This is a genomic window from Streptomyces sp. NPDC005492, from assembly GCF_040605995.1.
Classification (GTDB): domain Bacteria; phylum Actinomycetota; class Actinomycetes; order Streptomycetales; family Streptomycetaceae; genus Streptomyces.
Window position 1 is genome coordinate 140229 of sequence record NZ_JBEXDX010000013.1, and the last position, 20337, is coordinate 160565.

The 20337-nt window shown below is 72.1% G+C and carries 20 protein-coding genes; 9 read left to right on the plus strand and 11 right to left on the minus strand.

Annotated elements, in window-relative coordinates:
• Positions 1-123 precede the first annotated feature (123 nt).
• Positions 124-1260, plus strand: a complete 1137-nt coding sequence (locus tag ABZT04_RS19985) for a chaplin family protein (protein ID WP_356058089.1) — start codon at positions 124-126, stop codon at positions 1258-1260.
• A 53-nt stretch (positions 1261-1313) separates the two neighbouring features.
• Here ABZT04_RS19985 and ABZT04_RS19990 read toward each other — a convergent pair whose 3' ends face one another.
• On the minus strand, positions 1314-2570 hold the full coding sequence (locus tag ABZT04_RS19990; protein WP_356057994.1) for an NAD(P)-binding domain-containing protein: 1257 nt from the start codon (positions 2568-2570) through the stop codon (positions 1314-1316).
• Positions 2570-3919: an ATP-grasp domain-containing protein gene (locus ABZT04_RS19995; RefSeq protein WP_356057996.1), complete on the minus strand. Its 1350-nt coding sequence runs from the start codon at positions 3917-3919 to the stop codon at positions 2570-2572. Before ABZT04_RS19995 ends, ABZT04_RS19990 begins: the two co-directional genes overlap by 1 nt.
• 166 nt (positions 3920-4085) lie before the next feature.
• Between ABZT04_RS19995 and ABZT04_RS20000 the strand changes: the two genes are divergently transcribed.
• A complete protein-coding gene (locus ABZT04_RS20000; RefSeq protein WP_356057998.1) occupies positions 4086-5282 on the plus strand; it encodes a glycosyl hydrolase in 1197 nt (398 codons plus the stop codon).
• A gap of 22 nt (positions 5283-5304) precedes the next feature.
• Here the strand turns inward: ABZT04_RS20000 and ABZT04_RS20005 are convergent, their stop codons facing one another.
• The 9 genes from ABZT04_RS20005 to ABZT04_RS20045 are packed head-to-tail and all read right to left on the minus strand — an operon-like array spanning position 5305 to position 15686.
• On the minus strand, positions 5305-6408 hold the full coding sequence (locus ABZT04_RS20005) for a GNAT family N-acetyltransferase (protein ID WP_356057999.1): 1104 nt from the start codon (positions 6406-6408) through the stop codon (positions 5305-5307).
• Positions 6405-7037 carry a lipopolysaccharide biosynthesis protein gene (locus tag ABZT04_RS20010; RefSeq protein WP_356058000.1) on the minus strand — a complete coding sequence of 211 codons (633 nt, stop codon included), beginning with the start codon at positions 7035-7037 and terminating at the stop codon, positions 6405-6407. Before ABZT04_RS20010 ends, ABZT04_RS20005 begins: the two co-directional genes overlap by 4 nt.
• On the minus strand, positions 7034-8188 hold the full coding sequence (locus tag ABZT04_RS20015) for a glycosyltransferase (protein WP_356058001.1): 1155 nt from the start codon (positions 8186-8188) through the stop codon (positions 7034-7036). The genes ABZT04_RS20010 and ABZT04_RS20015 overlap by 4 nt, the downstream gene beginning before the upstream one ends.
• A complete protein-coding gene (locus ABZT04_RS20020) occupies positions 8185-8943 on the minus strand; it encodes a polysaccharide deacetylase family protein (protein WP_356058002.1) in 759 nt (252 codons plus the stop codon). The genes ABZT04_RS20015 and ABZT04_RS20020 overlap by 4 nt, the downstream gene beginning before the upstream one ends.
• A complete protein-coding gene (locus tag ABZT04_RS20025; RefSeq protein ID WP_356058003.1) occupies positions 8927-10627 on the minus strand; it encodes a lipid II flippase MurJ in 1701 nt (566 codons plus the stop codon). The genes ABZT04_RS20020 and ABZT04_RS20025 overlap by 17 nt, the downstream gene beginning before the upstream one ends.
• Positions 10624-11958: an O-antigen ligase family protein gene (locus ABZT04_RS20030; RefSeq protein WP_356058004.1), complete on the minus strand. Its 1335-nt coding sequence runs from the start codon at positions 11956-11958 to the stop codon at positions 10624-10626. Before ABZT04_RS20030 ends, ABZT04_RS20025 begins: the two co-directional genes overlap by 4 nt.
• Before the next feature lie 3 nt (positions 11959-11961).
• Entirely contained in the window at positions 11962-13383 is a 1422-nt protein-coding gene (locus tag ABZT04_RS20035) for an exopolysaccharide biosynthesis polyprenyl glycosylphosphotransferase (RefSeq protein ID WP_356058006.1), read from the minus strand.
• Complete coding sequence (locus ABZT04_RS20040; RefSeq protein ID WP_356058008.1) at positions 13380-14552, minus strand: glycosyltransferase; 1173 nt, start codon at positions 14550-14552, stop codon at positions 13380-13382. The genes ABZT04_RS20035 and ABZT04_RS20040 overlap by 4 nt, the downstream gene beginning before the upstream one ends.
• A gap of 54 nt (positions 14553-14606) precedes the next feature.
• Entirely contained in the window at positions 14607-15686 is a 1080-nt protein-coding gene (locus ABZT04_RS20045) for a DUF3344 domain-containing protein (RefSeq protein WP_356058009.1), read from the minus strand.
• Between the two features lie 254 nt (positions 15687-15940).
• On the opposite strand from ABZT04_RS20045, the gene ABZT04_RS20050 reads away from it, so the two are divergent.
• From ABZT04_RS20050 to ABZT04_RS20080, 7 genes are all read left to right on the plus strand, one after another.
• A complete protein-coding gene (locus ABZT04_RS20050; RefSeq protein ID WP_356058010.1) occupies positions 15941-16180 on the plus strand; it encodes a chaplin in 240 nt (79 codons plus the stop codon).
• Positions 16181-16352: 172 nt separating this feature from the next.
• The gene (locus ABZT04_RS20055) at positions 16353-17000 is read left to right on the plus strand and encodes a hypothetical protein (protein WP_356058011.1); all 648 of its coding nucleotides are present in this window, start codon (positions 16353-16355) and stop codon (positions 16998-17000) included.
• A 233-nt stretch (positions 17001-17233) separates the two neighbouring features.
• Positions 17234-17524, plus strand: coding sequence for a hypothetical protein (locus ABZT04_RS20060; protein ID WP_356058013.1), 291 nt, complete (start codon positions 17234-17236; stop codon positions 17522-17524).
• A gap of 127 nt (positions 17525-17651) precedes the next feature.
• Positions 17652-18149, plus strand: a complete 498-nt coding sequence (locus tag ABZT04_RS20065) for a DUF5949 family protein (protein ID WP_356058014.1) — start codon at positions 17652-17654, stop codon at positions 18147-18149.
• Between the two features lie 189 nt (positions 18150-18338).
• Positions 18339-18857, plus strand: coding sequence for a hypothetical protein (locus ABZT04_RS20070; protein WP_356058015.1), 519 nt, complete (start codon positions 18339-18341; stop codon positions 18855-18857).
• Positions 18858-19000: 143 nt separating this feature from the next.
• Positions 19001-19450 carry a tyrosinase family oxidase copper chaperone gene (locus ABZT04_RS20075; protein WP_356058016.1) on the plus strand — a complete coding sequence of 150 codons (450 nt, stop codon included), beginning with the start codon at positions 19001-19003 and terminating at the stop codon, positions 19448-19450.
• Entirely contained in the window at positions 19434-20300 is an 867-nt protein-coding gene (locus ABZT04_RS20080) for a tyrosinase family protein (RefSeq protein WP_356058017.1), read from the plus strand. Before ABZT04_RS20075 ends, ABZT04_RS20080 begins: the two co-directional genes overlap by 17 nt.
• Positions 20301-20337 lie beyond the last annotated feature (37 nt).

Here is a 20337-nt window from a genome sequence, read left to right on the forward strand (position 1 = left end):
ACACCAGCCGTTCCGGCTGTGTCACGGCCGGCCCTGGACACGTTTCCGTCCCAGGGCCGGCTTTTTTTCCCACCTCTTCAAGCAGAGAAGACAACGAGATTGCGACAGACCCTGGGTAAGGGAATGGTCGCGGCCGCCGCCGCGACAGGCATTCTGTCCCTGTGCGGCAGCCCCGCCGTGGCCGACTCGTTCACCGGCGGAGCTGCCACAGGCTCACCGGGCATCCTGTCCGGCAACAGTCTTGAGGTCCCGGTCGACGCACCGGTCAATGCGTGCGGCAACTCCGTCGACGGCGCGGCCGGGCTCAACCCGACGTTCGGCAACTCCTGCGCCGGCGGCAAGGAATCGCACCGGCACAGCGAGCACACCGGACACCACCGGTGGGCCGAGCAGGCGTACGACGACTCGTTCGGAGACTCCGACGACGACTCGGGCTACGGCTCCGGGGGCGATTCGGGGTACGGGTCGGGGCACCACTCCGGCCACGGCTTTAGGGATCACTCCGGTTACGACTCTGGGGGTCACTCGGGCTACGGGTCGGGAGACCACTCGGGCTACGGGTCGGGAGATCACTCGGGCTACGGGTCCGGGGATCACTCGGGCTACGGGTCCGGGGACCACTCCGGTTACGGCTCCGAGGACCACGAGACGCCTCCGCCACCCTCGCATGCGCCTCCGCACATGCCTCCGACCGGTGGCGAACACCACCACCACCATCACCACAGCCCGCCTCCCAAGGACTGCGACCACACGCCGCCGCCCATGGGTGGGCACCACCACACCCCGCCTCCGGGTGGCGGGCACCACACCCCACCACCGACCGGCGGGCATCACACGCCTCCGCCCACCGGTGGACACGACACCCCGCCTCCGACGGGTGGGGATCACACGCCGCCTCCCCCCACGGGCGGCGACCACACTCCGCCTCCGAGCGGGGGGCACCACACTCCGCCTCCGACGGGTGGGCATCACACGCCTCCCCCCACGGGTGGGGACCACACTCCGCCTCCGAGCGGTGGGCATTACACCCCGCCGCCCACCGGCGGCGACCACACCCCGCCCCCGCCGGGTGGAGACCACACCCAACCTCCGAGCGGTGGGGACCACATGCCTCCGCCCGCCGGTGGGAGCTACACCCCGCCGCCCGTCCTGGCGCACACCGGCAGTGAGGCCATGCTGGCCACCTCCGCCGTCAGTGCCGCGCTGATCGCGGGTGGCACGATTCTCTATCGACGAGGACGAGCCGCGTCCCGTAGGTAATGCACACGGGGTGCCGGACGTCACCGCCCGGCACACCCGCACCGCACAAGCCCTCAGCGTCGTACGAAGGCCGGCGTGCCCCGCCGCCCCGGTGCCTGGACCATCCCGCCGCGCGGTTCCGAGCGCAGCCGGCGCCCGACTCCCCGCACCAGCGCGCCCGCGGTGAACGTGGCGCCGTGCACGAAGCGCATCGCCGGACCGAAGCCCGAGGCCGTCACCAGGCCCGCCATGAAGAGGCCCGGGTGCGAGGACTCGAAGTCCCGGCCGACCGCGGGGGAACCGTCGCCCACCGTGGCCAGCGATCCCCTCAACTCGCTGGAAAGCAGCCCGAGTCGGCCGGTCGTCGCCTTGAATCCCGTGGCCGCGATGACGTGTTCGGTCTCCACCGACCGTGTCCCGCCCCCTCGGCCCACCGCCTCCAGACGTACCCCGCCCGGCACCGCGTCCGCCGCCGCGACCTCGTGGCCGAGCAGCACCTCCACCGCCGGTTCGAACCGGTCCCGTACCCACCAAGCACCCGCGGGACCAAGGGCGTTGGCCGCGATCCCGGCCCGGGTCGACTCCGGGAGACGGCGGAAGAGGTCGGGGCGCTCGGAGTAGAACCAGTTGCGCCAGCCGGGGCCCAGACCGCTGTGCGGGGAACGGGCCGACTGCCACCACGGGCGCTTCCAGGCCGGCGGCACATCGTTCCAGCACAGCTCCTCGGCCCGGGCCAACACCTGTACCCGCGTGCCCTGTTCGGCCAGCAGTGCCGCCGTCTCCAGGGCCGCCTGGCCGCCGCCGATCACCGTGACGTCCTTGCCGCGGAAGTCGTCCAGCGTGCTGTGGTGACTGCTGTGCGAGACGAGGGAGCGGTCCAACCCCCGCAGCGCGGAGGGGATTTCGACGAACGGCATGACACCGACCGCGAGCGCGACGGTACGGGCGTGCACGACCGTGCCGTCGTCGGTCACCGCCTCGAAGCCGCCGGGCACCGGCGCGATCCGCTCCACCGTCCGCTCGTCCACCTCGGGCACGGCGTTCCGCGCGAACCACAGACCGTACGAGGCGAACATCTCGACCGGGATCGGCTCCCCGTGCCGGGCCTCCACGCCCTGGCCCGCGCAGTACACGTCGAGCGGCCAACGCCCTTCGGGATCAGACAGGTTGGAGGCCCAGGGCTCCGACTTGAGGAACATGCCCCGGGGCATGTGGTCGCGCCAGGACGCCATCGGCCGGCCGAAGACGCGCAGGTTCAGCCCGGCGGCCGCGGCGTGGGACGCGATGGACAGGCCGTACGGGCCCGCGCCCACCACCAGCAGGTCGTACATCAGCAACTGCTCGCTTTCTCGTCATCGGTCAACTCGGTCAACTTGCTCAATGTGCTCAACTCGGCCTGCTCAGCGGGCTCGACGAGTTCGACGGGCTCGGCGGTCTCGGCGGTCTCGTAGAGAGGGCTCGCGCCCGCCTGCCGCGCCACCCGCGTGTCCGTGTGCGCGGCACTCGCTCCGCCCAGCCGCTCCCGCAGCTTGCGCAGCACATGCCCGGCCCACAGTCCCCACATCGCCCGGCCCGGCGCCCGGTCGTCCGGCGCGTACCAGGCCAGCTCGCGTCCGCCGGGCGCCGGGCGCAGCGCGCTGAGCGGCGCGTAGTTCTCCACCACGAACGACCGCCCAGGCCGTGGCACCCCCTCCGGCAGCGGACGGTGGGTCAGGTCCAGGTGCAGCGCGCGGACGACGTCCAGGCCGGCGCTGTCGGCGAAGAGCCGGAACTGGGCGCCGGGCCGCGGGTTGAAGTCGAGCAGGTGGTAGCGGCCGGTCGAGCCGCAGCGGCGGAAGTCGAGGTCGAAGATGCCGCGGTAGCCGAGTTGTGCGGTGAGGCGTTCGGAGAGGGCCTGCACCTGCGGGTTGGGCGTCCAGCGGCCCACCGCCGTCAGACCCGCGCCGCGCGGCCAGGCCCGCTGCTTGCGGCCGGGCCCGCCGCCGCGCACGGCACCGGAACGGTCGGCGTACCCGTGGAAGAACCAGTCGCGGTCGGGCCCGGACGGCAGGAACGCCTGCAACAGCAGTTGGCTGCCCGCCTCCTCGGCGCGCAGATACAGCTCGCGCGCGTCCTGCGCGCTGTGCACCACCACCGTGCTGCGCAGCCCGGTCCCGGCCGGCACCAGCCAGGGCCGGCTCCACTTCGCGACCACTGGCAGCCCCAGTTGCCAGGCGGCGCTCGCGGCCTGTGCCGGGCTCTCCGGGATCAGCGTCACCGGGTGCGGGATGTCCGCGCTCGCGCATACGGCGGCCAGTTCCGCCTTGTCGGCGACGCGTTCGGGCAGCGCGCCGGGCTGTTGCGGCAGCAGGTAGGAGGGGGCGAGTTCGTCCCCCAGCCTGCCGACCGCGATGGCGCTCGCATCGTCCATCGGGATCAGTACGGCGGGACGCGCGATGCGGGCGGCCACCCGCCGGAGCGTGCCGGCGATCTCGCCGGGAGTCGCGCCGGGTGACGGCGGGGGATGCATCTGGCAGACAAAGCGGGAGCTGCGTACGGGACTTCCGGCGGAATCGGCGACCACATGCACCTCCACTCCCGCCCTGCCGAGCGAGCGCACGGCCCCCAGCGTTCCGTGGTGAAAGGGATTCCGGTCGATCCGCAACAGAACTGCGGGGACACGGATGTCGAGCAGCGACACGGACTGTTTTCCTTCGGTCGGTTCACCCGTGCGGGCGATAGGGGAACTCGGAAGCCGTAACGGCGGTGGCGTAATTCATATTCATATGACTGAGTGTCAGTAGAAGGAAAAGCGAAGAAGGAACGGCACGACGGAACAGAGCACGAGAGTGGAGAGAGGAGCAGGCATGGCCCCACAGCAGCGACCGTCCCGGATCGGACGGCTGGCATTCGTCGCGGCGACGGTCGCCGCGTCGGCGGCACTTGCGTCGGGTCCCGGGTTCGCGGCGGGGGCGGGGGGACCGGAGCCGGTGAAGACGCCCGGCCCCGCCTTCGGTGCCTTCCTCGACTCCGGTGCTCGTGGCGTGGCCCGGATGGCGGCGCTGAGCAGTTGGCTGGGCGGCGCCGAACTGCGCGTCGGCCACACCTATCTGCCCGGCAACCACTGGAGCGACATCGAGGGCGCCCCCGGCCTCCTCGACGTATGGGCGGACTGGCGCACCGAGAAGTCCGACCGGACGCTCGTCCTCAACGTGCCGATGCAGGAGCACAACGAGGACGGTGTCTCCGACGACCAGGTGCGGCGGCTGCTCCAGCAGGGCGCGGCCGGCCAGTTCGATCAGCACTTCAAGGCCCTGGCCCAGCGGCTGGTCGACCTCAAGGTGCCGGACACGGTGATCGTGCTCGGCTGGGAGATGAACGGCACCACGTACACCTCTCGCTGCGGGCCGGACCCGGAGGCCTGGAAGAAGTACTGGAACAGGATCGTCACCACGATGCGCTCGGTGCCGGGCCAGAAATTCCGGTTCGACTTCACTCCGAGCCGCGGCCGGGACGCCGTTCCCTGGACGCAGTGCTATCCGGGGGACGACACGGTCGACATCGTCGGAATGGATTCGTACGACCAGCCTTCCGGGCTGACCTTCGACGAGCAGGTGAAAGAGCCCTACGGACTCCAGGAACACGTGGACTTCGCCAAATCCCACGGCAAGCCCATTTCCTATCCTGAATGGGGACTCTTCCGCAACGGTGACAACGCGGAGTACATGAAGCGCATGCTCGCCTGGATGGACGAGCACAAGCCGCTGTACAACACGGTCACCGACTACTGCCCGCACGGGGTGTGGCAGTGCTCCGAGAACCCGAAGTCGTCGAAGATCTACCGCTCGGTCCTCTTCGGCCGCACGGAGGAGCCGACCACGGAGCCCAGCAAGCCGACCGAACCCACCACACCGCCCGCTCCCACCATTACTCCCACTCCGACGCCCAAGCCCACCCCGACGCACCCGGCCAACTGCTCGCCGGTGGAGCTGGGCGGCTGGGTGGAGTACTGGCTCGGCGGGAAGCTGTGCGTGAAGCTCGACTGGTGGCAGCGCGACCGCTGAACCGGAGGTGGCGGCGGGCCGCTCAGGGTCCGTCGCCACCGCGCTCCCTCCACTTCCGCAGTAACGCCTTGCCCCGCCGGCGCGCGGCGACATCGCAGACGACCGCCGACATCAGCGGTGCCGTGCGCCGCCGGGCCAGCAACAGCCGCTGGTTGACGACCGGTTCGGGCCGCCAGTGATGCTTGTACGGCTCGTCGCCGCGCAGCAGGCTGAGGGTGCGGGGCCCGTCCGCGCCGGTGTGCTCGGCGCACGCGTCGAGCAGCATCACCGCCACGTCCGCCTTCCGCTCCCGAAGCCGCGGATGCGCGCCGTAGAGATAACCGCCCGCGAGCCGCCGAGACAGCAGGGTGAGGTCCACGGCGACCACGTCCTCGTCGAGCCGGAACTCGGTGACGACGGCGTCCCCGGAGCGGACCATCGGCCCGACCGAGCGCACGAGATGCTCACAGAACCGGGTCTGGAGGTGTTCGGACGTCACTTTCCGTCCCTGCCACTGGAGTTGGTGCAACTCCAGCAGCCGCCGCAGCGCTCCGTCCACCTGGTCCGGTCGTACGACATGACGCTCAACGCCGAGCGCGGTCAGTTTGCGGAGTTTGGCGCGGACCCGCTGGGCCTTGGAGGACGGGAGCCGCGCGACCAGCTCGGACATGGGGACGGCGGGCAGCTCCAGGCACAGCGAGTCGTGCACGCGGCGGCGCGGGCCGCGCCAGTGGTCGTAGACGCGCTCGACCGCGCCGCCGGGGCGTACCTCGCGGAAGTCGATCAGCGCGGTGCGGGCTGCGGACGCGAGACCCTCGGTGAGCGCGGCGACTGCCGGGTCCCCGTGCTCGTCGTCGAGCAGGACGTCGCCGTAGTCGGAGATCGCGCCGCCGAGCGGGACCAGCGCGGGCACCGGGCGCCGTACGAGCATCAGGGGTGCGGCGGCGACGAGTTCGCGGTCGTCGCGGACAACGAGCAGGCGCAGACGGCCTGTTCTGCCGTAGGACAGCCACCAGGAGTGCAGCCAGGCGTGGCTCTGGAACGGGGTGGCCGCGCCGCACTTCTGGTACAACCGGCCCCAGGACGGGGCCAGTTCGGCGAACTCCTGGGCGTCGGTGACGAGGTGGGTCGAGTACACCGGTGTCACAGGACGTCGGCCGCGGTGGCCGGGCTGGGCACGGAGGCGGGGCGGCTCGTCTCCTCGGCGGTCCGGCGCGGTCGTACGAGCAGCAGCAGGCCGCCGAGCAGACCGCCCGCGCTCGCGCCGACCAGACCGGTCACCGCGGCCGAGGCCGAGGAGGGCGAGGCCGGCTTGACGGCGCGGGCGAAGGTCTGGAGTTCGACGTGGGTGGAGTCCTTCGAGTCGTTGGCGTGCACGGTCAGCGAACGGGTCACGGCGTTCGCCATGTCGGCGGCGAGGTCGGCGCGGGAGGAGACGGCGGTGACGGCGACCATCGGCGCGTCCGGCGAGGTCGCCGTCTGCACGCTCGACTGGAGCGTCTTCACCGGCACGCCCGCCCACACCTGCGCGTCCCCGAGCACCGCGAGCTGCGTGGCGACCCGGCCGTAGGCCTGCGCGAAGCCGAGCGCGGTCGCGGAGTCGGCCTTGTCGGTCGGTACGGCGATGACGTAGCTGGTGGCCGTGTACGTCGGCGCCTTGGCGATGCCGTAGACCCCGCCGAGCAGGCCGCCGGTCAGGGCGCCGGCCGCGAGGAGGGTCCAGGCGGGGAAGGTCCTGGCGCGGGCGAGGGGGCGGTGCTGTCGGTTCTCGGTCATGAGGAACTGGCTCCCTGGGGTGCGGGGGACGGCGACGAGGTGGAGACCGCGGCCGCGTACACGTCCATGAGGTGGGCGGCGCTGCGGGTGATGCAGTAGTGGTGGGCGGCGTCCGGGGCGGTGCGCGGGCGCGGGCCCTGGGCGCGGGCCGCCGCCAGCGCGCGGGCGAAGGCCTCGGGGCCGCCCTCGACGCGCCGGGCGTCGGCAGCGGCGTGCGGGGGGAGGTCCTCTACGGCGGGACAGGAGGCGTAGAGCACGGGCAGCCCGGCCGCGAGTCCTTCCACGACCGCCAGGCCGAAGGCCTCCTCGGGGCACGGTGAGGCCAGCAGGTCCATGGCGGCGGTGAGGGAGGGCAGGTCGGGGCCCGGTGAGCCGTCCGGCACATAGGGGCGTTCGCCGGTGAACAGCACCCGGTCGGCGACCCCGCAGTCGTGGGCCGTACGGCGCAGCAGGTTCTCCTCGGGGCCGCCGCCGACCAGCAACAGCCAGTAGTCGGAGGGGAGTTGGGTGAGGGCGCGGATCAGGACGTCGAAGCGTTTGCCTGCCGCGAGTCGGCCGATGCCGCCCACGACGTACGCACCCTCGGGCAGGCCCAGGCGTTGGCGGGTGCGCAGTCGCTGGACCGGGTCGAAGCGGAAGCGGTCCAGGTCGATGCCGTTCGGGACGACCTCGATGCGCGGGCCCGGCACGCCCCACCGCTTCAGGCGTTCGGCGACCGTGGGGGACACGGCGACCGTGGACCGGCCGAGGCGTTCGCTGGCGAGGTACAGGGCGCGGACCCCGGCGCTGAGCCTGCGGCCCTCCATCTGCGAGTCGCCCAGGGAGTGTTCGGTGGCGACGACCGCCTTCACGCCCGCGATTCGGGCGGCGAGACGGCCGTAGACGCAGGCGCGGTAGAGGTGGGTGTGGACGAGGTCGTAGCCGCCGGTGCGGATGATGCGGACCAGGCGGGGGAGGGCGGCGAGGTCGCGGTTGCCGGTCATGCCGAGGTGGATCACGCGCACCCCGTCGGCCGTGAGCCCGTCGGCGACCGCGCCCGGGTTGGTGAGCGTCACGACATCGCAGTGGACCGGCAAGTGCCGTAGCAGCAGCCGCAGTTGCTGCTCGGCTCCGCCGACACCGAGCCCGGTGATGATGTGGAGGGCCTTCACGCGAGGCCCTCCACCGGGCGGCGGCGCAGGCGGTGCAGCCGGTACTTGAGGAAGAGGCGTACGGCGGTGTCGTTCTGGCCGATGTGGACGCGGGGGAAGGCGTGTTGGCCGTTGAGATCGCCGGGGTCGATGGCGCAGGCGTAGGTGTATCCGGCGGCGCGTACGGCGTCGACGGCTCGGGCGTCGATCGTGCCGTAGGGGTAACAGAAGCCGTCGACCGGGGAGTTGAGGAGTTCCTGGAGCCGGGAGCGGCTGTCGGCGACCTCGGCCTTCAGGACGGTGTCGTCCGCCTTGGTCAGGTCGACGTGGGTCAGGCCGTGCGAGCCGATCTCCACGCCCTCGGCGGCGGCCTGCCGGATGCCGTCGGCGGTGAGGAGTGGTTTGCGCGGGCCCAGCGGGTCCCAGGCGTTGTCACCGCCGAGCCTGCCGGGGAGGACGAAGAGGGTGGCGCCGAAGTTCCAACGGGCCAGCAGGGGAAGGGCGTTGGTGACGAAGTCGGCGTAGCCGTCGTCGAAGGTCAGGCCGACCAGACCGTGGCCCTCGCCACGGGCGCGGGCGGCCAGCAGCTCGGCCATGGACACGCCCCGCAGACCGCGTCGGCTCAGCCAGCGCAACTGCTGTTCCAGCCGGTCCGGGGTGACGGTGATGCGGTAGGGGTCGTCGGAGCAGTCGCCGACGGAGTGGTACATCGCGACCCACGGGACCGGGCCCGTGACGCGACTGCCGGTGGTGGGGGACTCAACGGGAGCGGCCATGCGAGAGCCTTCGTGTGACGGAGCGTACGGATTCCAGTGCGGGTGCGAAGCCCTGGGCGCCCAGGGCCCAGCCGAGCAGGGCGAAGACGACGGTGACGGTGGTGCAGCCGACGGCGAGACCGAGCAGCGGTGAGGGCGTCGCGCGGGCGGCGAACGCCCCGGCGATCGTGGCCACCGCCGCCGCGCGCACCGGCCGGCTCAGCTCGATCAGGACCTGCCGGGTGCGGATCGGGACACTGCGCGGGCCACTGCCGCACAGCAGCAGTACGGCGGTGACGGTGATGCCGATGGCGTTCGCGATCGCGATGCCGATGACTCCCCAGAAGTCGACCGTCCAGGCGCCGATCCAGGAGGTCACGACGATGCCGGCGACCATCGCGCCGACCGGGTACCAGGTCGGCCGGCCCGCCGAGAAGTAGGAGCGGACCAGGACGCCGACCAGGGTCTGGCCGAGCAGCCCGAGGGCGTACACACGCATCACGTCGGCCGTGGCCGCGGTGTCGTGGGCGGTGAACGCACCCCGCTGGAAGAGGAGTTCGATGATCTGCGGGGCGCAGGCGATCACCGTGGCGGCGCCCAGCAGCACCAGACACGCGGCGAGCGCGAGGTCCCGCTCCACCCGGTCGCGCGCCTTCTCGGTGTCGCCCTCGGCGAGCGCCCGCGCGACCACCGGGAAGGTGACCGTGCACAGCATCAGCGAGAGCACCATCGGCATCTGGGCGACCTTCTGCGCGTAGTTCAGATGCGAGATGGCGCCGGCCGGGAGGTGGGAGGCGAGGAAGCGCTCGATGAGGACCTGCGACTGGCGGCAGAGTGCGAAGAGCAGCACGGTGGCCATCAGCGTGAAGTTCATCGGGCGGGGGGTCTCGGGGGCGTCGGTGACGGCTTCCGGGGCGGTGGGTGCGTGACTCCTCAACTGGCGTACCAGCGCGGGCAGTTGGGTCAACACCATCAGGAAGCCACCCGCGGCCACGCCCAGCGCCGCCGACCGTACGCCCCAGTGGCCGCCGAAGGTGAACATCCCCGCGATGATCCCGATGTTGTACGCCACGTAGATCGCCGCCGGTGCCACGAAACGACGGTGGGCACGGAGCGCGGCGCTGCAGTACCCGGCGAGTCCGAAGCTCAGGACGCAGGTCGCGGTGAGGCGGGTGCAGTCGATGGCGAGGGCGGGGTGGGGGAGGCCGGGGGCGAGGGCCTCGACCAGGTAGGGGGCCGTCGCGATGAGCAGCGCCGACACCGCGATGAACGCCAGGGCCAGGCGGGGCAGGGTGTTCGCGACCAGTGCGCGGACCGGGTCGCCGGGGGTGCCCTGCGCGCGGCGGGCCAGCGCCATGCTGAACGCCGGGATCAGGGCGAACGCCAGGCCGTCCTCGATCAGCAGGGTGGCGGCGAACTCCGGGACGGTCCAGGCGACGAGGAAGGCGTCCGTCTCGCTGCCGGCGCCGAAGAGGGTGGCGAGGGCTTGGTCGCGCACGAGGCCCAGCAGGGAGCCGGTGATGGAGAGGGCGGCGGTGATGAGGGCCGCCTTGGCGAGGAAGCGGCGGGATTCTGTTGTCGGGGGTTCTTGGGGGGTGCTGGGGAGGGGCGTTGAGTGGGTGCGGGCTTGTTGATGCTGGGCGCGCAGTTCCCCGCGCCCCTTTGCGGTGTTGCTGTCAGGCTGCGTTTGAGGAGTTGCCGTCATTGAGCCAGGGCCCCTTCGACCGGCGTGCGTACCGGAGTTGGTGCCAGCTGTCGGCCCTCCCCGTCTGCTCCCACCAGTGACCACCACGCCGCCACCCCGAAGACCACCGCCGTCAGGACCGTGGACGGGCCGCCGATGTCGGCGTAGGCGAAGTCGACCAACTGCCAGAACAGCAGGCCGCAGGAGACGAGCGCGCAGTCGAGGCCGGGTTGGCCGGAGCGGTGGACGCGGAACAGGCCGCGCAGTGCGCGGACCAGCAGGGCCAGCCAGCCACCGGCGAGGGTGAGCAGGCCGATCAGGCCCTGTTCGCTGAGGACCAGGAGGTACATGTTGTGCGGGGAGAGCAGCGGCTGCTTGAGGAACGCGGCGCCCGCGCCCTCGGTGTCGCTGCCGGAGGACAGGGCCAACGAGGCGTTGCCGTCGCGGTGTTCGGGGAAGCCCTTCAACCCGACGCCGGTCAGCGGGTGTTCACGCCACATGGCGGTGGCCGCCGCCCACATCGTGTAGCGGTCGGTCACCGACTGGTCGGGGGCGTCGGTGACTTGGGTGATGCTGCTGATCCGCTCCTGGAGCATCGCCGTACCGACCCCGAAGCCGCCGACCAGGACCACGCCGGCCGCCGTCACGGCCGCGGCCACCTTCAGCGCGCGCCGCAGTCCGGCCAGCGCCAGTTGTACGGCGCAGGTGGCGGCTGTCGCGATCCAGGCGCCGCGGCTGAAGGACAGGGCGAGGGGGAGGAGGAGGGCGAAGGCGCACGCGGCGGCAACTGCCCTTTGGCGTACGTCGGTTCGGCCCAGGGCGAGGGCCAGCGCGCAGATCAGTCCGAAGGACACGACCGTCGCCATGCCCATCACGTCCGTCGGTCCGAAGGTGCCCACCGCGCGGATGTCCTCGCCCTGGTACGAGGCGCCGGTCCCGGTGACGTACTGCTGGACGCCGATCGCCCCCTGCCAGACGGCGAGTGCGACGAACGACCAGGCCAGCAGGCAGAAGTCGCGCCGGTCGCGGATCAGCAGCACGACGGCGGCCGGGACCAGTACGAAGATCTGGAGGTAGCGGCCGAGGCCGCTGAGACCGGCGCCCGGCGAGGACGCGCCCATCGCCGCGATCGACAGGCCGAGCACCGGAAGTCCCATGACTACCATGGCAGTTGGGGTCAGGGGTCGGCGTCGGTCGCGCAGCAGCCGGATCCCGCAGTACAGCACGACGAGCCCGGAGGCCGCGTCGGCCGGACCGGCGCCTCCCTCGCCCGGGGCCAGCGGCAGACCGAGCAGGGCGATCACGGCGATGACCGGCAGGACGGGGGCGAACGTGCGCAGGCGGTGGTTCACGGCTCAGCTCCCGGTCGGACGTACGAGCGCGGTCACCGTGCGGGCCAGGATGCAGATGTCCTGCCACAGCGACCAGTTGTCGATGTACGCGTTGTCGAACCGGCAGCGGTCCTCGATCGAGGTGTCGCCGCGCAGCCCGTGGATCTGGGCGAGACCGGTGATGCCGGTCTGCATCCGGTGGCGGGCCGCGTAGCCGGGGTAGGTCTGGCTGAACTCGGCGACGAAATAAGGGCGTTCGGGCCGGGGGCCGACCAGGCTCATGTCGCCCCGGAAGACGTTCCAGAGCTGGAGCAGTTCGTCCAGCGAGGTCTGCCGCAGGAACCGGCAGAAGCGGCCCATCTGGTGCTCGCCCGCGACACTCCAGCGGGTCGCCGCCTCGTGCTCGTCGACCGGGCGGTGGGTGCGGAACTTGAGCAGGGTGAAGGGGCGCCCGTCCTTGCCGATGCGCTCCTGGCGGAAGACGACCCCGGGTCCGTCGGTGATCCGGAGCACCGCCGCGCACACCAGCAGTAGCGGGCTGACCAGGAGGAGCAGGATGCCGGACGCCAGGACGTCCAGCGCCCGCTTGCCGGCGCTGCCGCGTCTGCGGGAGCCCAACTCCAGTCGCCGACAGGCGAATCCGGCGAGCTGGTCGCGCATCTCGTACGAGGGCGAGTCTGCGTCGACCTCCCAGACCGTGCAGCCCGACTCGGCCAACGCCCGTAGCAGCGGCCCGCGTTCGGACCGTACGGAGGGATGGACGGTGAGGACGGCCCGTACGCCGTTCTGGATGAGGGCGCGCTCGACCTCCTCGCCGGTGGTCAGCACGGGCAGGCCCTCGGTGCCGTCGGGGCGGTCGGCGACGATGCCGATCGGCTCGACCCCGCACCCCGGGTGGCGCAGGATCGCCGCCGCCACGCGCTGTGCGGTCGTCGCCGGGCCGATGACCAGTGCGGTGCGCGGTCGGGTCAGCAGGGCCTTGCGGCGGCGCTGGTGCACCGCGCCGCGGGCCACGCAACTGGCGGCCGTCTGAAGGGCGAAGCCCAGGAGCAGGGTGCGCGCGGACAGCGCGCGGTCGGGCGCGTAGGCCGCCGTGATCGTGCCGAGGGCGAGCCAGGCGACCGCGATCCGCCCGCAGACGGCGGGCAGTTCGTCGAGGACGCGCGGTACGGCCCGGGGCAGGTGCGGGCGCAGCAGTATCGACCCGGCGATCAGTAGTGCCGCCGGCAGCGGCCGGTGCAGGCCGCCGGTCAGCGCGAGGGCGCCCAGCAGGGCGGCGGCGAGGTCGGCGCCGAGCAGCGGCAGTGGTGAGGCCGGCCGTGCCGGTGGCCGGCGGACCGGGAACCGGAAACCGTCGCCGGTGCGCCGGGGGATGACCGAGACGGTCGAGTACCCGTGGTCCCGTGGCTGTCCGCCGGGGGAGGGGACGGTGCTTTCCGCAGTCACGAGTGGATGGACTCCCTGCACTCGGTGGGCACGACGGGTTTGCCGCCGAGCAGTTCGCGATAGACCCCCGCGACCGCTTCGGCGGTGTGCCGCACGTCGTGCGTGGTCAGGACGTACCGGCGCCCCTGGTGGCCGACGGACTCACGCAGCAGCGGGTCGAGCAGCAGCTCGGTGACGGCACCGGACAGCGCCGCCGGGTTCTCGGCCGGGACAAGACAGCGGGGGGCGAGACCGGGGGGCAGGCTCTCGCGGGCGCCGGCGACATCGGAGACGACGACGGGCCGTGCGCAGGCCATCGCCTCCAGCGGGGCCAGCGCCATGCCCTCCCAGCGCGAGGGCAGGACCACCAGGTCAGCGGCCTGGTACCAGGGCACGGGATCGGTGACGGATCCCGCGAACAGCACGGATTCCGGGGCGAGTTGGCGCAGTGCGGCCTGGTCGGGCCCGTCGCCGACGAGCACGAGCCGCGCCTTCGGCACCCGCCGGAGCACCGCGTCCCACGCCGACAGCAGGACGTCCTGGCCCTTCTGCCGGCACAGCCGCCCCACGCACACCACCAGCGGCGCCGCCGGATCGACCCCGGCGAGGTGCTCGATCCCGGCCCGTACGGTGTCCACGGCGGCCGGGTGGAAACGCTCGGCGTCGATGCCGTTGGGGATCACGCTCCAGCGGCCCCGGACGCCGGCCCGCAGCCCGGTGGCACGCTCCGCCTCGCTCACGCACACCGTCCGCGTGGCCCACCGCGCGCCCCACCGCTCCCAGTTCGCGGCGAGCGTGGCGGTGACCCCGCCGACCGCCTCGAACGACCAGGCGTGCGGCTGGAACACGGTCGGGATCCGCCCCCGTACGGCGAGCCGCCCGGCCAGACCGGCCTTCGCGCTGTGCGCGTGCACCAGATCGGGCCGCACCTCTTCGACCACCCGGGCGAGCCGCCGTACCTCGGAGACGAGCGCCGGACCCGGCGACCGGGTCGCCTCCCAGGTCCGTACGTCGGCGCCGAGTGCCCGCAGGCCGTCCGCGAGGGCGCTGTCGGGGCAGGCGACCGTGACGTCCAGGCCGGCCGCGAGCTGAGCCCGCGTCAGATCCGTGACGACCCGGGCGACTCCGCCGTCCACCGGCTGGGCGAGGTGCAGGACCCGTGGCCGGGGGACGGTTGCTGGCTGGTGCATTGCGCGGTTTCCTCGCTCACGGACGGCGCTCGGGACTGCGGGCGGGAACGCGCCTCACTGCTGGGCGTCGACGGCGACGAAGAGCGCCCCGAACCACGCCGCGTCCCGCTGGGAAACGAGCCGGAAGGCCACCTGGTCACCGCCGGACCGCAGCGCCTTCCCGAGATCGAACACATCGGAGTCGTAGCCGAGGGTGTTCGCATACGCGGGCGCACGCTCCGAGGGCGCCGCCCCCGGGTCGCTGATCGTGGAGTTCAGCACGTCGTCAGGGGGATTGGCGCCGTCGCCGAGCGGGGTGGCGTTCGTACGACTGGTCGAGAGGGTGAGCGAATCTCCGCTCCGACCGCGATCCCCGTTGTACGCCACCACGCCCGCGTGTCCCCCGGCGTGCGCGGGCGTGCGCAGCCCGCGCAGCCTGATCTCCGCGCCGGTGCGGGAGTTCAGCGCGTCGAAGCCGTCCCACAGCTCCAGTCGGCGCAGCGGCTCCTGCGGTTTCTCGTACGCCACGACGAGCGTCCAGCCGCCCCAGGCGCCGGCCGCCGACCTCCCCATCGCCGTGTTGACCTGGGCCACGGTGTACAGGCCCGAACCGCTCTCCCGGACCAGCTTCGTCACGTCCGCCGAGGCCTGGAACGCGTCCGCGCCGCTCGCCACCCGGTGCCCGACGACCGTGTCCGCGAGCACCGTCCTGTACTCCCCGCCGGGCTCCGCGATCAGCACCCGCCCGTTGTCCCTGGGCGGCTTCTGCTCGCCCACCCGGAGGTTGCCGCCCCAGTACAGGCGCGCGTAGGTGGCCCGGGCACCCTCGGGCAACCGGACCTCCGCGCGGGAGGAGTTGTAGGTGTTCGGGTCGCCGTCGACGTCGACGTAGAACATGTCGAAGTCGCCGTTGACCGCGTCTCCCCCCTCGCGTACGGCCGGGCAGGCGGCCGAGTCCGTACGGCAACTGATGGAGGTGTTGGCCGCGCGGACGACGCCGCCGTGCTGGAGTGCCTGATAGCGCAGGGTGAGGGGGAGGCGCTCCGCCTCGGCGGCGGGCGGGGCGGACGCGTCGGCGGCCGGGGCCCAGATCGAGGCGAGGGCGAGAGTGCCCGTCGACGCCCGGCGCAGCAGCGGACCCAGGGAATTGCGCATGACCGGCGGTGCCCTTTCGAGAAGCACGGCCCCTATATGCGATTTGCTGGCTATAGGGGTACTTCGGGAGATGCGCAACTCTAGTAGCTATCTGAATTAATCCGGCGAAACGTGACAAGTGTGTCGGAATGGTGAAGTTCAGCCCTGTGGGACATCACTCCATTGGCCGCACAACCCCCGTCTGTGTCGCGCGTTGACACAGCGCCGGGCATCCCCGCCCGGATGTTTGTTTCAACCCCAAGGAGCACCTCTCCATGTCGCGTATCGCGAAGGGCCTGGTCCTGACCTCCGTTGCCGCCGCCGCCATGGCGGGCACCGCCGGCATCGCCGCCGCCGACAGCGACGCGCACGGCGTCGCCGCCAACTCCCCGGGCGTGCTGTCGGGCAACGTCGTCCAGGTTCCGATTCACATCCCGGTGAACGTCTGCGGCAACACGATCAACGTGATCGGCCTGCTGAACCCCGCGTTCGGCAACCAGTGCGTCAACGACTGACGTCCGCGCATCCCTCCGGCCGGCCGTTCTCCCGTGGTTCCTCCACGGGGGGACGGCCGGTCGGCGTTGGGGGGCGGTGGTGTTGCGCCGAATGGTCGGTACCGGTTGCAGACGGTGGTGAGCGCTTTCACGGTGGGCTCAAGATCCGAAGCACCACCGAAAGGAACACCCCATGCGTGGTCTGCCCGCACGGCGCATCGCGTCCTCCGTGCTCTGTGCCACCGTCCTGATCGGAATCGCCGGCCCCGCGGCCGTCGCGGCCGACAACGACTCGGCGCGTGAGCACGTCCGCGCGACGTCGAGCGCGCCGGTCCCCAACGCTGACGCGCTGCTCACCCAGGTCAAGGGCCTGGGCGACATCGGCAGCGTGCTCACCCCGGTCACCGACCTGCTCAACCAGGTCCTCAAGGCCGACAACGGACAGCTCTCCGCCGACCAGGCGCAGAAGCTCGTCGACGCCGTCAACGAGGCCGTCGCCAAGATCACCGCCGCCGTGCCGGCCGCTCCGGCGGTACCGGCGACTTCGGCTCTTCCCGCGACGTCGGCCCTGCCCGCGCTGCCCGCGGTCCCGAAGAGCGGCGACGACTCCAAGGCCAAGGCGCCCGCCGACGTCGTCGGTGACACCCTCGCAGCCCTGCAGAAAGCGGTCGCCTCGCTGCTCACCGCCGTCACCTCGGGCGATGTCAGCCAGGTCGTCCCGGCGCTCACCGGTGTGGTGACGGGTCTGGTCAACGCGGTCGCGGCCACGCTGCTGGGCGGCGGTCTGCCCGCGCCGAGCCTGCCGTCCACGTCCTCGCTTCCGGCGGTGCCGGGGGCGTGACGCGAGCGGTCGTGGAAAGGCCGTTGGGCCGCTCCCTTTCCGGGAGCGGCCCAACGGCCTTTTCGGTTGCACGGTCCTTTCATATGAGGATGGGAAACGCCGATGAGACACACACCGCATTCGAGTGGGCAGCGGAATCTTTCCGCGCACGGGGTTTCCGCCCCGGCCGGAACTCGTTACACACGGCGACAGATTTCCCTCTGGTGACATGAGTTGCCGAAGAAAGGAACACGATGAAGTCCCTGAAGGCTGCCGCTGTCGTTGCCGGATCCGTCGCCCTCGCCGGTGCCGCCGCGCCCGCGTTCGCCTACGGCCCCACCGACGTGACGCCCACCAGCCTCACCGGCGCCGTCAACACCCTCACCAGTGGTCAGCTCCAGCCCGCGGACGTGATGCCGCTGCAGCACCAGTCGGACGCGCTCGACACCGAGAACAAGAACTCCGCGCTCAGCACCGTCAAGGGTGCGGCCGCCGCGCTGAACCAGCACAACCCGCTGCTCGGCGGTCTGCCCCTGCAGAGCTGAGTCTCTCCGGCGGTGTTCGAGGGGCGTCGAGAGGCGTCCCTCGTTCGTGTGGCGGGGCGGCCGTGCCATCGGCCGGACGGGTGAGAACGCGGCAGGCGGCCTTCCGGCCCGTCGATAAGGTCGCGCGGTGACCTCAACCTCAAGCGAAACGCGCCCTTTCCGCGTCGCCGACCTCGGCACCCTCGTCGTCCTGGCGTGGAGCGGCGAGGCCCCCGACGGGGACATGCCCTACCTCCTCGCCTACACCCTGGGCGACGCCGCGGACGGCCCCGAGGCCGCCACCGCCGCCGTGGAGCGACTGCTGACCGACAACGGACTCCCGGTCGGCGGGACCATCGTCGACGGCGCCACCCGGCCCAGCCTGCCGGTCACCATGCTCATCGAGTCCGGGCAGGCCGTCCTGAACATGCCGCAGCTCAACGCCCAGTGCGTGCCGCCGCCCGAGTGGCTCGCGGCGGTCGGTGAACGCGGCTTCGCCTACCTCGTGTTCACCACCCGCCCGTGGCCCGAGGCCGAGCCCGGCAAGCCCGTCACCCCCGAGGCGCTGGCCGCGTTCGCCGGCTCCGAGGAGACCCTGAACTCCGCCGCCCACGTCCTCCTGCCCGCCCGCAGCCTGCGCGGCTGACCACCGGACAGCGGGCGGGAACACCGCGGATTCCGTCCCGCTGGTGGGACTTTGGGAATTCGGGAAAAGCTGATTACTGCGGCAGTCGGGGGAATCTTGAACTGTTGTCCTTCCCGGCCTCGTTACCCGGGCAGACCCAGAGCCCTCAGCATGCAGAGCCTCCGAATTCCGAAAGGGACCGTACTCGAAATGAAGTCGACCACCCGAGGAACCATCGCCGCCGTCATCACGGCCGTGGCGGCCGCGGCCGGCGCCGCCACCGCGACCCCCGCCGCCGCCCTCGGCACGGTTCCCGTGCCCGTGCCGCTGGAGGGCGCGGAGAGCGCCCTCGGCATGGAACTCCCCCACCTGGGCGGAGAGGTGCCGGTTCCCATGCCGGGCACGCCCGAGGGTCCGCGGTACGTCGAGGGCCGGCTCATCCCCGAGCGGGTACTGCCCCAACTCCCGGTCCACGGCGGCCTTCCCGGCATCGGCCTGCGCGCACCGGTGCCGCACGTCCTCGGTGACGGCTTCGACCACGTCGGTGTCAGCACGCCCGCCTCCGACCTGCGCACGCTGGCCCCGGGCCTCGCCCTGGACGTCCCGCTGACCCCGCCCAACCCCGACAACTTCGGCCTCCCGGACCTGAAGGTGCCCCAGGTGGGCGTCCTGGCACCGGTCCTGCAGACCGTGCCGGGGGCGGACCTGGTCACGGGGGCCGGCCTCTAGGCCGTAGCGCCAAGTCCGTAGGGCAGGGCCCGGGTGGTGCGACCCGGGCCCTTTCGCCTGCCCGGGTGCTTCGGACGGTGACCGTGCGGGGGGTCGGACGGTTAGCCCCCTCGAACGGTCGGAACGGACGAGGGAGTTGGGTCATGAGCGTGAGCGTCGGCGGAGCACCGGTGGGCGGGGAGTCGCTGAGTCCGGTGAGAACCGGGTCGGTGCGCGGGACGCGGCGGGAGGCGGTGCGCGGGGCGTTCGGTGCCCTGCTCGCCGTGGCGCTCGTGCCCGTCGTCGCGGCCTCCCGGCCCACCCGCTCCGGTGAGGATCCCGGGGACACCGCCTTCGACGAGACCTACCGGGGCCGTCGTATCCAGGGTGTGCTGACGGACGGCTGGCAGGTGACGGTGGACGGCCGGCCACTGCATCTGATGCGGCGCGCCGACGGCACCTGGCTGAGCATGGTCGACCACTACCGCTCGTATCCCACCGCCCTGGAGGCGACCCGCGCCGCCGTCGACGAGCTGAGCCCCGGCAGCGAACTGAGTGAGGCGGACGGCACGATGGACATGCCCATGGGGGGAGACCATGGCGTACACGCGTAAGGACGTCAGCACCCTCACCGCCGCCGAGAAGCGACGGTTCGTGGCGGCGCTCCTGGAGATCAAACGGCGGGGCGAGTACGACGAGTTCGTGCGCATCCACATCGAGTTCTTCGTGCCCGACGGGGAGTACGGACTGCGCTCGGCGCACATGGCGCCCTCCTTCCTGCCCTGGCACCGGCAGTTCCTGCTGGACCTGGAGCGGGCGCTGCGCCGGGTCGACTCCTCGGTGACCGTGCCCTACTGGGACTGGACGCGGGACCGCTCGGCGACCGCGCTGCCCTGGACGAAGGACCTGCTCGGCGGCACCGGGCGGCGCTCCGACCACCAGGTGACGACCGGGCCGTTCGCCTACGCGGCGGGCCACTGGAAGATCAAGGAGGGAATCACCGACGAGCCGTACCTCACCCGGGACCTCGGCCACCCGGCCGCCCCGATCGCGCTGCCGACGAAGCGCGACCTGGACGGGGCGCTCGCCGACCCCGTCTACGACACGGCGCCCTGGGACTCGACCTCCCGCAAGGGCTTCCGCAACCGGCTCGAAGGGTGGGGCACCGGGGCGGGCAGCGGGTCCTGGCGCAACCACAACCGGGTCCACAAATGGGTCGGGGGCGTGATGCTCGGCGGTGCCTCCGTCAACGACCCCGTGTTCTGGCTGCACCACGCCTTCGTCGACCTCCAGTGGTCCCGCTGGCAGAGCAGGCACCGCGGCGCCCGCTATCTGCCGGCGCGACCGCTGGAGCCGGGTGACGACCAGGAGGGGCGGGTCGTGGCACGGCAGGAGAAGATGCCGCCGTGGGACGTGACGCCGGAGCAGTTGGAGAACGTCGGCTCGATCTACCGGTACGGCTGATCGGCGGCGGACGGACACGGGAGAGCCCCGGCACCTC

What these genes read in the sequence shown, in the direction of transcription:
- ABZT04_RS19985 (WP_356058089.1), top strand. Translation starts at nt 124, where the DNA reads ATGGTCGCGGCCGCCGCCGCGACAGGCATTCTGTCCCTGTGCGGCAGC.
- ABZT04_RS19990 (WP_356057994.1), bottom strand. Translation starts at nt 2,570, where the DNA reads ATGTACGACCTGCTGGTGGTGGGCGCGGGCCCGTACGGCCTGTCCATC.
- ABZT04_RS20000 (WP_356057998.1), top strand. Translation starts at nt 4,086, where the DNA reads ATGGCCCCACAGCAGCGACCGTCCCGGATCGGACGGCTGGCATTCGTC.
- ABZT04_RS20010 (WP_356058000.1), bottom strand. Translation starts at nt 7,037, where the DNA reads ATGACCGAGAACCGACAGCACCGCCCCCTCGCCCGCGCCAGGACCTTC.
- ABZT04_RS20020 (WP_356058002.1), bottom strand. Translation starts at nt 8,943, where the DNA reads ATGGCCGCTCCCGTTGAGTCCCCCACCACCGGCAGTCGCGTCACGGGC.
- ABZT04_RS20025 (WP_356058003.1), bottom strand. Translation starts at nt 10,627, where the DNA reads ATGACGGCAACTCCTCAAACGCAGCCTGACAGCAACACCGCAAAGGGG.
- ABZT04_RS20040 (WP_356058008.1), bottom strand. Translation starts at nt 14,552, where the DNA reads ATGCACCAGCCAGCAACCGTCCCCCGGCCACGGGTCCTGCACCTCGCC.
- ABZT04_RS20045 (WP_356058009.1), bottom strand. Translation starts at nt 15,686, where the DNA reads ATGCGCAATTCCCTGGGTCCGCTGCTGCGCCGGGCGTCGACGGGCACT.
- ABZT04_RS20050 (WP_356058010.1), top strand. Translation starts at nt 15,941, where the DNA reads ATGTCGCGTATCGCGAAGGGCCTGGTCCTGACCTCCGTTGCCGCCGCC.
- ABZT04_RS20055 (WP_356058011.1), top strand. Translation starts at nt 16,353, where the DNA reads ATGCGTGGTCTGCCCGCACGGCGCATCGCGTCCTCCGTGCTCTGTGCC.
- ABZT04_RS20060 (WP_356058013.1), top strand. Translation starts at nt 17,234, where the DNA reads ATGAAGTCCCTGAAGGCTGCCGCTGTCGTTGCCGGATCCGTCGCCCTC.
- ABZT04_RS20070 (WP_356058015.1), top strand. Translation starts at nt 18,339, where the DNA reads ATGAAGTCGACCACCCGAGGAACCATCGCCGCCGTCATCACGGCCGTG.
- ABZT04_RS20075 (WP_356058016.1), top strand. Translation starts at nt 19,001, where the DNA reads ATGAGCGTGAGCGTCGGCGGAGCACCGGTGGGCGGGGAGTCGCTGAGT.
- ABZT04_RS20080 (WP_356058017.1), top strand. Translation starts at nt 19,434, where the DNA reads ATGGCGTACACGCGTAAGGACGTCAGCACCCTCACCGCCGCCGAGAAG.